Raw genomic sequence first — 12,155 nt, forward strand, 5'->3', positions numbered from 1 at the left:
TACGACAAAGGCCCGCGATCGAAATCGCGGGCCTCGTCAATTCCGGCAGACGCTAGATCCTAGAAGCGGCGGATGTAGCTGACGCCATAGGTGTCGACTTCGCCACCGTCATCGCGGAAGTCGCGGCGCGTCCAGTCGCCCCGGACGCCGTTCTGGCCGTCGAAGAAGTAGTTGGCCCCGGCACCATAGTTGACGCTCTCGCCGTCATTGGTGGCGGTGACGCCCGGGATCTCGGCCTTGATGCTGGTGGTGCCGTAGCCGACGCGGCCGAACAGTTCGAAGTTGTCGTTGATGGGCAGGGTACCGACGCCATAGATGGCGGCGTCATACTCGTGCTCCAGCTTGCCCTCGACGCCGGCGACGGTGAAGTCGTCGTCACGGACGCCGAACGAGGCTTCGCCCTCGGCTCCGATGTAGCGATTGAACTTGGCGCCGACGCGGCCAGTGATGGCACCCAGGTCACCGTCGCTTCCGTCCAGTTGAGTGTAGCCGATCGAACCCTGCCATTGCGGGTTCGGAATACTCTGCGCCATAGCGGGGGCCGCGATCACAGTAAGGGCGGCGGTGGCGAGAAGAATGTTACGCATTGTTTCTTGTATCCTCTAGATGTGGTCACCGATCGGCAACCAGCCCCATCCAGCGAAGACACAAATGGGCAGCCGAAAGCGGCGTTCCAGAGGCAAGTGAATACATAACAAGGACTGTGTGTCACGAAACACAGACCGCGTTACTTCAACCATGACAGTTTTGTGGCAGCGCCTCAGCGCCGATCAGCGATCCTTTTCGCGCTCCGTGCCTGCGCGCGCATGCAGGGCCGCCTGGGCGGCGGCCAGCCGGGCGATGGGCACACGATAGGGCGAGCAGCTCACATAGTTCAGGCCCACCTCTTCGCAGAAGGCAATCGACGAGGGATCGCCGCCGTGTTCGCCGCAGATGCCCATCTTGATGTCGGGTCGCACGGCCCCGCCCCGCTCGGCAGCGATGCGGATCAGGTCGCCGACGCCTTCCTGGTCCAGGCGGACGAAGGGGTCAGTCTCGAAGATGCCCTTGTCCATATAGGCCTGAAGGAAGCGGCCTGAATCGTCGCGGCTGATACCGAACGTGGTCTGGGTCAGGTCGTTGGTGCCGAAGCTGAAGAACTCGGCATGCTCGGCCAGATCCCCGGCCCGCAGGGCCGCGCGAGGCAGCTCGATCATGGTGCCGACCAGATAGGCGATGGACTGACCGGTTTCGGCGAAGACGGCCTGAGCCGTACGGTCCGTCAGCTCGCGCAGATATTTCATCTCCAGGCCCAGGGCGACCAGCGGGTGCATGATCTCCGGCAGAGGAGCCTGGCCGGACGTGGCCTGAACCTCCAGCGCCGCCTCGATGATGGCGCGGACCTGCATCTCGTAGATTTCTGGATAGGCGACGCCTAGGCGGCAGCCGCGATGGCCCAGCATGGGGTTGGTCTCGTGCAGTTCCTTCGCCCGGCGCTTCAACTTGGCGGCGTCGAGGCCGGAACTGGCGGCCAGGGCGTCGATGTCGGCGTCACTGTGGGGAATGAACTCGTGCAGCGGCGGGTCCAGCAGGCGCACCGTCACCGGCAGGCCGGCCATGATGGTGAACAGCTCCACAAAGTCCGACTTCTGGAACGGCGCAATCTTGGCCAGGGCCGCGCGGCGCCCCTGCTCGTCGTCGGCCAGGATCATTTCGCGCACGGCGGCGATACGGGCCTCGTCGAAGAACATGTGCTCCGTCCTGCACAGACCGATGCCCTCGGCGCCGAAGCCACGCGCGGTGCGGGCGTCCAGCGGCGTCTCGGCATTGGCGCGGACCTTCAGCCTGCGAACGCTGTCGGCCCAGGCCATCAGGGTCTGGAAGTCACCGGTCAGCTCCGGCTCGATCATGGCCACGGCCCCCTCGAGGACCTCGCCCTTGGAGCCGTCAATGGTGATGATCTGGCCCGCCTTGAAAGTGCGGCCGTGGGCGGTGAAGGTCCCGGCCTTCTCGTCGATCGACAAGGCGTTGATGCCGCAGACGCAGGGGCGGCCCATGCCGCGGGCGACCACGGCCGCGTGGCTAGTCATGCCGCCGCGTGCCGTGACGATGCCGCGGGCGGCATGCATGCCGTGGATGTCTTCAGGGCTGGTCTCCTCGCGCACCAGGATGACGGCGTCGCCCAGTTGGGCCAGGCGCTCGGCCTCATCGGCGTCGAAGACGATCTTGCCGGTCGCGGCACCGGGAGAGGCCGGCAGGCCCGAGGCCAGGACGTTGCGGGTGGCATTGGGGTCGAGCGTGGGATGCAGCAACTGGTCCAGGGCGGCGGGTTCGACGCGGCTGACCGCCTCGTCCTGAGAGATCACACCCTCGGCGGCCAGATCGACGGCGATCTTCAGCGCCGACTTGGCCGTGCGCTTGCCGTTGCGGGTCTGGAGCATCCACAGGCGGCCCTGTTCGACCGTGAACTCGATGTCCTGCATGTCGCGGTAGTGGGTCTCCAGCCGTCCGACCACATCGACGAACTGGCCGAAGACCTCGGGCATGGCCTCTTCCATTGAGGGGGCCGTCTCGCCCATCTCCTCGCGGCCCGCCTTGGTCAGGGATTGCGGCGTGCGAATGCCGGCGACGACGTCCTCGCCCTGGGCATTGATCAGGAACTCGCCGTACAGGCGCGCCTCGCCGGTCGAAGGGTTGCGGGTGAAGGCCACGCCGGTGGCCGAGGTCTGGCCCATGTTGCCGAAGACCATCGACTGGATGTTGACGGCCGTGCCCCAGCTTTCGGGGATGTCGTGCATGCGGCGATAGAATTTCGCCCGGTCGTTCATCCAGCTGTCGAAGACCGCGCCGATCGCGCCCCACAACTGGTCGTGCGGGTCCTGCGGGAAGGGGCGGCCCAGGTGACGCTCGACCACATCCTTGTAGTCGGCCACGACCTTTTCCCAGTCCTGGGCGCGCAGGTCGGTATCGATGGTGATGCCCAGACGATCCTTGTGGTGATCCAGCACCTCTTCGAAATCGTCGTGGCTGAGGCCCAGCACCACATTGGAGTACATGGTGATGAAGCGGCGGTAGCTGTCCAGGGCGAAGCGGCGGTCACCGGACAGGCTCGCCAGCCCTTCGACCGTCTGGTCGTTCAGGCCCAGGTTCAGGACGGTGTCCATCATGCCGGGCATGGAGGCGCGGGCACCCGAGCGGACGGAGACCAGCAGGGGGTTGGCCGCATCGCCGAACGTCTTGCCGACGATGCCTTCGACCGTCTTCAGGCCGGCGGCGACCTGTTCGGTCAGGTCGGCGGGATAGGCCTGGCCGTTGGTGAAGTAGTGGACGCAGGCCTCGGTCGTGACGGTGAAGCCGGGCGGCACGGGCAGACCCAGCGAGGACATCTCGGCCAGATTGGCCCCCTTGCCGCCGAGAAGGTTCTTCATCGACGCATCGCCGTCGGCGGATCCGCCACCGAAGCCGTACACCCATTGAGTCATCAGTCAGTCCCTGAAGCCGTGGTCGCGCAGGATGGACTCAACCATCCGCGTCCGTGCCGCTCCGATTACCGCGCAGCGCCCGCGAAGGCGAGGGCCGCGCTGTAACAAACCGTGAGAAGAGGTTTCGCACGGGTCGCAAAGGTTGGCCCGGACGCGGGATTGGTCCCGCGCCCGGTCTGCATCAGGCCAGCATGCGCACCTTGGGTTCGCGGTCCCACTGGCGGGTGGCGGCGGGCTTCAGCCAGGGCTTGGCATCGGTGGAGACGTCGATCACGCCCGCGTCCGCCTCGACCCCGGCTTTGTCCAGCAAGGGCTGAGCGTCCGGCGTGAAGCCGATGGCCTTGAGGTGGCCGAAGGCGTCCTTGGCGAAGTCGATGGCGGCACATTCCTTCAGCAGTTCGGCGCATCCGGCCTCGGACAGAACGATCGCCACGGCGTCGAACATGACCGATGGCGTTCCGGCCAGCTGGCCGTCGGCCTTCAGGCGCTTGCCGCCCTTCAGCTTCACGCCGCCGATCTTGGGCGCGACGATCTTGACGGTGGCTCCTGCCCCTTCGGCGGCGGCCTTGACGGCGTCGATGACCGTGCCGTCCGCGCCGTCGCTGACCAGGATGCCGACGGCGCGGCCCTTCAGGGTGTCAGGATATTTGCCGACGATGCGCAGGGCGGGGCTTTCGTCCATGTCATAGGGCTTGCTGGCGGGCTCCGACGCCGCGGGCAGGTCGACGCCCAGACCGTCGGCGACGCGCTGGGCCAGGTCGGCATCGACATTCTGGAGATTGCCAAGGACGCGGTCGCGGACATGGTCGAGGCTGAGCTTGGACAGTTCGAACACGATGGCGCTGGCCAGGTGAGCCTGTTCCGGCGCGGTCTGGCTGCGGAAGAACAGCCGGGCCTGGCTGTAGTGGTCGGCGAAGGTCTCGGCGCGCAGGCGGACCTTGGCGTCTTCCACCGGCGCGGCGAAGGACCGGAAGCCGCCCTTCGGATCTTCGCGCGGACCGCCCTCCTCGCCCGCCTCCGCAAGGCTGTTGGGCTCATAGTTGGCGCGGCCCTTGGGCACGGCCATCTGCATCTGGCCGTCACGCTGCAGGTTCTGGAACGGGCAGCCCCTGGCCTGATTGATCGGCAGTTGGTGGAAGTTGACCGTGCCCAGACGCGACAGCTGGGTGTCCTGATAGGAAAACAGTCGCCCCTGCAACAGCGGGTCCTCGGAGAAATCGATACCGGGCACGATGTTGGTGGGCAGGAAGGCGACCTGTTCGGTTTCAGCAAAGAAGTTGTCGGGGTTGCGGTTGAGGGTCATCTTGCCGACCACGCGGATCGGGTGGAGCTCCTCGGGAATCAGCTTGGTCGCGTCGAGGATGTCGAACGGCAGGGCGTCGGCCTCGGCCTGGCTCAGCAGCTGGACGCCGAAATCCCACTCGGGGAAGTCGCCGGCGTCGATGGCCTCGAACAGATCGCGACGGTGGAAGTCGGGATCGGCCCCTGCGATCTTCACCGCCTCGTCCCAGCAGGTCGATTGCGTGCCCAATCGGGGCCGCCAGTGGAATTTGACGAAGGTCGCCTCTCCCGCCGCATTGATCAGGCGGAAGGTGTTGACGCCAAAGCCCTCGATCATGCGCAGGGATCGCGGAATGGCCCGGTCCGACATGGCCCACATGATCATGTGGGTGCTTTCAGGCATCAGGCCGATGAAGTCCCAGAAGGTGTCATGGGCACTGGCCGCCTGGGGATAGCCGCGGTCGGCCTCCATCTTCACGGCATGGATCAGGTCGGGGAACTTGATCGCGTCCTGGATGAAGAAGACCGGGATGTTGTTGCCCACCAGGTCCCAGTTGCCCTCGGTCGTGTACATCTTGACGGCGAAACCGCGCACGTCGCGCGGCGTGTCGACGGACCCGGCACCACCGGCCACGGTCGAGAAGCGGGTGAACAGTTCGGTCTGCTTGCCGACCTCCGTCAGGATTTTCGCGGTGGTGTATTTCTCGAGGCTCTCGGTCAGCTCGAAGACGCCGTGCGCGGCCGAGCCTCGCGCGTGGACGATCCGCTCGGGAATACGCTCATGGTCGAAATGCTGGATTTTCTCGCGCAGGACGAAGTCTTCCAGCAGCGACGGACCGCGCGGCCCGACCTTGAGCGAGTTCTGGTTGTCGCTGACCGGCACGCCGTGATTGGTGGTCAGGCGGGTCTCGGGCGTGGATGCGGTCTGATGGGTCTCGCCGCCGTTGCCGGGCGAGCGCGTTTTGGAAGCGGCCATGGGGATATCCTGACTGGAGAGAATGTGTCAGGGAAACACCCCCGAGCCGACAAAGCCCCAGCTTGGCCGTAGCTTAATTTATATGTCGGGTTCCGGCGGAGCCCAGACTGTTCAAACACGCTAAGGCAGGGCAGATCAGGCCATGCGGCAGCCCGACCTGATCATCTTCGACTACGACGGCGTGGTGGCCGACAGCGAACTGCTGAACAGCACCGCCCTGGCCGAGGTGCTGACAGCAATCGGTCTGCCCACCACCACCGACGACGCCATCGCGCGCTATATGGGGCGACGCTGGCTGGATTTCCGACCCTTGATCGAGGCGGAGTTGGGACGAGACTGCCCTGACGAGGTCGTCGTGGACTGGACGCGGCTCTGCCATGAGCGGGCCTCGACCCGGCTGACCCCGGTCGACGGGTTGATGACGTTTGTGGAAGGACGCCAGCAGGCGCGCTGCATCGCCTCGTCCAGCCCGCCGGACTGGATCGCCCTGGGGCTGGCCCGTTTCGGGCTGGCCGACCGGATGGGTCCGATATTCAGCGCCGCTGTGCATGTGTCGCGCGGCAAGCCGCATCCGGACATCTTCCTGCATGCGGCCGAGGCGATGAGGGCTCGCCCCGACAGGACCGTGGTGATCGAGGACAGTCCCTCGGGCGTGCAGGCCGGCGTGGCGGCGGGAATGCATGTGATCGGTCTGTGCGCCGGGGGCCATGTGCGGGACGGTCATGCCGAAGCGCTGACAAAGGCTGGCGCGCATCGGATCGCCTGGTCCTATGACGAAGTGGCCGTCCTTATCGACTAGCTTCCAATGACCAAAAACACTGTGTGGGGCGCTCAAATCGTTGCGTGCTGCCGCCTTCCAGTGAACGATAGCCCAGCTTTAAAGAGGGGATACGGCATCATGGCATTTGCAGTCCGATTGTGGCTCGCCTTGGCGCTTGCGGCCCAGATTGTCGCGCCAGCCACAGCCTCGGCTGCGTCAGCGTTGTTGCTCTCGCAACAGGAACCACCGCAAGTCCGTGTTAACGTCGCCGTCCAATCAGAAGGGCCGTTTGCCGAGGAAGCGTCTCATGAAAGCGCGTACCGAGCCGCGCTGGAAGAGGTGAATTCGGGAGGCGGCTTTGCGGCACTGCAGCGGCACGTACCAGCGTTGACTGAAGCCTTCAGCCACGCGCCAGGCACGTATCCGACCGTTCAAGAAGTTGCCGGTGGCTGGTCTATCCGGGCTGACACCCGCGATGAAATCATGACGCTGGCTCAAAGAATTGGTGAAGTTCAGAGTGAGCGAGGCGGAGGCGAGGTTAAGGTCGTTGCGCGCCCCAATGTGTACCCCAACATCGCTTTTCTATTAGCCAGCGCGGCCGTGGAAAGGCGCGATTTCGCGACCGCTCACGCTGTCCTTGATGCAGGCTTGGCGCTTCAACCTCTTGATAGGCATCTGCTCAATGAAAAACTGGTCGTTCTGCACGCCGAGCGGCGATGGGAAGAGGCCTACCTATTGGTAAAAAATGCGCTTGCCACAGATGACCCACTGCTAAAAGCAGATCCTGCGCTGCTTCAGCGCCGTCTGGGTTATACGCTGGTTGAACTAGGTAGGCTGCATGAGGCGCGAGCAGCTTACGAGGCTTCTCTTGAGGCGGAACCGGGCAATGCGATTGCATTGGCCGAGCTGGAATTCATTACCAATGCCGAGCAAGGGCAGTCGAACTACGGCGAGATGCAGATACTGGCACCGAACATGCCCGTCGCGACATCAAAGCCGGAATCGCAGACGCAGGTGCAGGAACCCAAGGCAAACTAACTCGGCCTTAACCGTAAGGATTCACCATCCGGGCTCTCATTATCCGGGGCCGCGTTTCCATGTCCGAACTGAAGACCGACATCGTCCATCGTGGGGACTGTATCGAGGTGTTGCGGTCGCTGCCCACGGCGTCGGTCGACATGGTGTTCGCCGACCCGCCCTATAATCTGCAGCTGGGCGGCGATCTGCTGAGGCCGGACAACAGCCTGGTCGATGCGGTCGATGACGACTGGGACAAGTTCGACAGTTTCGCGGCCTATGACGCCTTCACGCGCGACTGGCTGAAGGAATGCCGCCGGGTGCTGAAGCCGGAGGGGTCGATCTGGGTGATCGGCAGCTACCACAACGTCTTCCGCCTTGGCACGGCGATCCAGGACCTGGGGTTCTGGGTCCTGAACGACATCATCTGGCGCAAGTCCAACCCCATGCCGAACTTCAAGGGCACGCGCTTCACCAATGCGCACGAGACCCTGATCTGGGCGGCGCGCAGCCGCGAGCAGAAGCGCTACACCTTTAACTATGATGCGCTGAAGGCCTTCAACGAGGACACCCAGATGCGGTCCGACTGGACCTTTGCCCTGTGCACGGGCGAGGAGCGGATCAAGGACGCCGACGGCAAGAAGGCCCATCCGACCCAGAAACCCGAAGGGCTGCTGCATCGCGTGCTGCTGGCCGCGACCCGCCCCGGCGACGTGGTTCTGGACCCCTTCTTCGGTACGGGCACCACGGGTGCGGCGGCCAAGCGGCTGGGGCGGCATTTCATCGGCATCGAGCGCGATCCGACCTATGCCGACGTGGCCGAAAAGCGGATCGCCGCCGTCATTCCGGCCCGGCCCGAGGATCTGGTCGTCACCGGCTCCAAGCGCAATGAGCCCAAGGTGCCGTTCGGGGCGCTGGTCGAGGCGGGACTGCTGCAACCGGGCGACCGGCTGTATTGCCCCAAGGGCGACCGCGAGGCGCGGGTGCGGGCCGACGGCTCGCTGGTGTCCGGCGATCTGTCGGGGTCCATCCACAAGCTGGGGGCCCTGTTCGAGAATGCCCCAGCCTGCAACGGCTGGACCTACTGGCGTTTCAAGACGGATCAGGGACTTAGGTCCATCGACACCCTGAGAGCCGAGGTCCGCGCCGGGATGCAATGACGGGTTCCCGACATTGGATTACGGCTAAGTTACCGGGACAAAAGAATAAAAAGCGGTGTTCCGGGAACTTCGCACCTGCGAGACGGTTAGATGATCCGGCGTCCGGACGAATGACGCCCGGAGCCCATCGCCATGAAGATCGCCCAGGTCACCCCGCTGTACGAAGCCGTGCCGCCGAGGCTGTATGGCGGGACCGAACGGGTGGTGGCGCATCTGACGGATGCCCTGGTCGATCTGGGCCACGACGTCACCCTGTTCGCCAGTGCCGATGCCGAGACGCGCGCGCGTCTGGTGCCCGTCCGCGATCAGGCCATCCGCCTGGACCCCGCACCGCTCAAGTCCGACCTGGCCTCGCACATGGTCATGCTGCACGAAGTGCTGAAGCGGGCGGACGAGTTTGACGTCATCCATTTCCACACCGACATGATCCAGTTCCCGATGTTCGAGGCGCTGGCAGACAAGACCCTGACCACCCTGCACGGGCGGCTGGACATGAAGGACATCGGCGGGGTGTACGAACGCTGGCCGCAGTTTGGCCTGGTGTCGATCTCGGATGACCAGCGTCGTCCCCTGCCCTTCGCCAACTGGAAGGCGACGGTGCATCACGGCATGCCGGGCGACGTCTATCAGGCCTCGTCCACGTCGCAGGGTTATCTGGCCTTCCTGGGCCGCATCTCGCCCGAGAAGCGCCCGGACCGCGCCATCCAGATTGCCACCGCCCTGAACAAGCCGCTGAAGATGGCGGCCAAGGTGGATGCGGCGGACAAGGTCTATTGGGAGACGGTCATCAAGCCGATGGTCGAGGGCAATCCCCTGATCGAATTCATCGGCGAGATTGGCGACCATCAGAAGTCCGCCTTCCTGGGCGGTGCCGACGCCCTGCTGTTCCCCATCGACTGGCCCGAGCCGTTCGGCCTGGTGATGATCGAAGCCATGGCTTGCGGGACGCCCGTGGTGGCCTTCCGCTGTGGTTCGACCGCAGAGGTGATCGAGGACGGCGAGACGGGCTTCCTGGTCGATACGCTGGAGCAGGCTGTGGCGGCGGCGGGCCGGGCGCATCTGCTGGACCGCGAGGCGATCCGGGCACGGTTCGACCTGCGCTTTTCGTCCACGGCGATGGCGCGGCGGTATCTGGACGTCTATGGCGACCTGCTGGCGAGGCGGCCGTTTGCGGGCTTGCCGCTGGCGGAAGGTGCGGTGCAGATCCGGCCCTTGGCCGAGCCGCGCAGCTTTGCGGCCAACTAGGCCTGAGCCGAAACGGATCAAATCCCGCTGCGGGCCATTTTCCTCGCGCATTCGGGCCTATGATGGTCCGAACCTGAGACGAGACGCGAGAGAGCCTTCATGGATGACGCCTATTCGACCCAACTGGCCGCCGCCGAAAGCGGCACCGGCGAGGCCGACAGCCTGGAGCGGCTGATGGCGTTGAAGGATGCCGACACCTTTCTGGTGACCGACGGCTGGGGCGACATGGCGGGCGGGGCCGACGGCCTGTTCGACAACGACACCCGCCTGCTGTCGCGGCTGGTCATGACGGTCGGCGGGGCGCGGCCGTCTCGGCTGAGCTCGGGCGTCAGCCAGGACAATGTCTTCTTCACCTGTCATTCGACCAACCGGCCCCTGCCCCCGATGGGCGGGCGATCGGCCCCGGCAGGGGTGCTGCATATCGAGCGGCGGCGCTTCGTCTGGGACCGGCGGCTGTTCGAGCGGGTGCGTATCTCCAATCACGGCATGGAGGATGTGCTCCTGCCGCTGGCCTATGAGTTCGGAGCCGACTTCGCGGACATCTTCCAGGTTCGCGGGACGCCCCGGCTGAAGCATGGGACGCTGTCGCCCCCGACGCAGGACGGGCGGCGGGTGACCTTCCGCTATCGCGGTCTGGATGATGTCGAGCGGATGAGCTGCCTGGCCTTCTCCGAGCCGCCCGCCCGCCTGAGTGCCGGACGCGCCGAGTTCATGTTCAGCCTGCCCAAGGGCCGGGTTCAGGACCTCTATATCGAATGCGGTCCTGACGCCTGCGAGGCCCCCGATGAAGCCCGCTTCAGACTGAGTGCTGTCCAGGCACGCCTGGCGATGCGCAGTCGGCGCAGGCGCGGGGCCTCGGTGCGGGGGCCGCGCAGCCCGCGCTTCAACGATTGGCTGGACCAGAGCCGGGCGGATGTGGCCCTGCTGACCACCGACCTGCCGACCGGCCCCTATCCCTATGCGGGCGTGCCCTGGTTCTCGACCCCGTTCGGGCGCGACGGCATCATCACTGCCTGGCAGATGCTGTGGCTGGACCCGTCCCTGGCCAAGGGCGTCCTGACCTATCTGGCCAGGCGTCAGGCCACCGAGACCTCGGCGTTTCAGGACAGTGCGCCCGGCAAGATCATGCATGAAACACGCGGCGGCGAGATGAGCGCGCTGGGGGAGGTGCCGTTCGGCCTCTATTACGGCGGGGTCGATACCACCTGTCTGTTCGTCGCCCTGGCCGGGGCCTATGCGAAACGGACCGGGGATTTTGAGACCATCCGCAGCCTGTGGCCCAACCTGATCGCGGCCACAGGCTGGATGACCAAGGAAGGCGACGTGCGCGGCGACGGCCTGATCAGCTATCAGCGCGGGGCCGACACCGGCCTGTCCAATCAGGGCTGGAAGGACAGCGAAGACTCTATCTTCCACACCGACGGGCGGTTCCCGAAGGGGCCGATCGCCCTGCTGGAGGTCCAGGGCTATGCCTTTGCCGCCTGGCAGGCGATGGCCGAACTGGCCCAGGCGCTGGGCGAGCCGGACCCACAGCAATGGTCCGACCGGGCCGAGCGGGTCCGCACCCAGGTAGAAGACCGGTTCTGGATGGAGGATCAGGGCTTCTATGCCATCGCCCTGGACGGCGACGGTGAGGCCGTGCGGTCCATCGGCTCCAATGCCGGGCATCTGCTGTTCACCGGCCTGCCGTCGCACGAGCGGGCGCTGAGGGTGGCGAAGCGCATGCTGGGTGCCGACTTCCGATCCGGCTGGGGCGTGCGGACGCTGGCGAGGGGACAGGCGCGGTTCAATCCTCTGAGCTATCACAACGGCTCGGTCTGGCCGCACGACACGGCGATGGCGGCGGCCGGCATGGCCAGATATGGCGAGCGACGGGCGGTGGCCCTGCTGCTCAGCGAAATCTATGAGGCGGCCGCCAGTTTCAACCTGCGCCTGCCCGAACTGTTCTGCGGCTTCGAGCGCAGGTCGGGCGAGGCACCCATCGCCTATCCGGTCGCCTGCCTGCCCCAGGCCTGGGCCGCCGGATCGGTGTTTCTGATGCTGCAATCGGCGCTGGGCGTGCGGATCGACGCCGTGGCGGGCACGGTGGAGATCGACAATCCGGTCCTGCCCGTCGGGATCGAACGGCTGAACGTCACGGACCTGAAAGTCGGCGAGGCCACCCTGGACCTGTCGTTCCAGCAGACGGGTCTGCACACTGTGGTGGTGCCCCGGCGCCGCTCAGGTGAAGTGGCGGTTCGGACGATCTGCTGAGC

At 65.5% G+C, this 12,155-nt stretch carries 8 protein-coding genes; 5 read left to right on the forward strand and 3 right to left on the reverse strand.

Annotation, left to right across the window (positions count from 1 at the left end; all coding sequences use genetic code 11):
• Positions 1-59: 59 nt before the first annotated feature.
• The 3 genes from AC4PRM_RS06900 to AC4PRM_RS06910 all read right to left on the reverse strand — a co-directional run bounded on the left by AC4PRM_RS06900 (position 60) and on the right by AC4PRM_RS06910 (position 5,718).
• Positions 60-587, reverse strand: coding sequence for a porin family protein (locus AC4PRM_RS06900; protein WP_492039284.1), 528 nt, complete (start codon positions 585-587; stop codon positions 60-62).
• A gap of 183 nt (positions 588-770) precedes the next feature.
• On the reverse strand, positions 771-3,461 hold the full coding sequence (gene ppdK / locus AC4PRM_RS06905) for a pyruvate, phosphate dikinase (protein ID WP_492039285.1): 2,691 nt from the start codon (positions 3,459-3,461) through the stop codon (positions 771-773).
• Between the two features lie 181 nt (positions 3,462-3,642).
• Complete coding sequence (locus AC4PRM_RS06910) at positions 3,643-5,718, reverse strand: catalase (RefSeq protein ID WP_492039286.1); 2,076 nt, start codon at positions 5,716-5,718, stop codon at positions 3,643-3,645.
• A gap of 142 nt (positions 5,719-5,860) precedes the next feature.
• Between AC4PRM_RS06910 and AC4PRM_RS06915 the strand changes: the two genes are divergently transcribed.
• From AC4PRM_RS06915 to AC4PRM_RS06935, 5 genes are all read left to right on the forward strand, one after another.
• Positions 5,861-6,517, forward strand: coding sequence for an HAD family hydrolase (locus tag AC4PRM_RS06915; RefSeq protein ID WP_492039287.1), 657 nt, complete (start codon positions 5,861-5,863; stop codon positions 6,515-6,517).
• A 99-nt stretch (positions 6,518-6,616) separates the two neighbouring features.
• On the forward strand, positions 6,617-7,516 hold the full coding sequence (locus AC4PRM_RS06920) for a hypothetical protein (protein ID WP_492039288.1): 900 nt from the start codon (positions 6,617-6,619) through the stop codon (positions 7,514-7,516).
• Between the two features lie 59 nt (positions 7,517-7,575).
• Positions 7,576-8,655: a site-specific DNA-methyltransferase gene (locus AC4PRM_RS06925; RefSeq protein ID WP_373257827.1), complete on the forward strand. Its 1,080-nt coding sequence runs from the start codon at positions 7,576-7,578 to the stop codon at positions 8,653-8,655.
• 132 nt (positions 8,656-8,787) lie between these two features.
• Positions 8,788-9,900: a glycosyltransferase family 4 protein gene (locus AC4PRM_RS06930; protein ID WP_492039289.1), complete on the forward strand. Its 1,113-nt coding sequence runs from the start codon at positions 8,788-8,790 to the stop codon at positions 9,898-9,900.
• A gap of 99 nt (positions 9,901-9,999) precedes the next feature.
• The gene (locus tag AC4PRM_RS06935) at positions 10,000-12,153 is read left to right on the forward strand and encodes an amylo-alpha-1,6-glucosidase (protein ID WP_492039290.1); all 2,154 of its coding nucleotides are present in this window, start codon (positions 10,000-10,002) and stop codon (positions 12,151-12,153) included.
• Positions 12,154-12,155: the final 2 nt, after the last annotated feature.

Source organism: Brevundimonas sp. DW-iso22 (assembly GCF_058725425.1).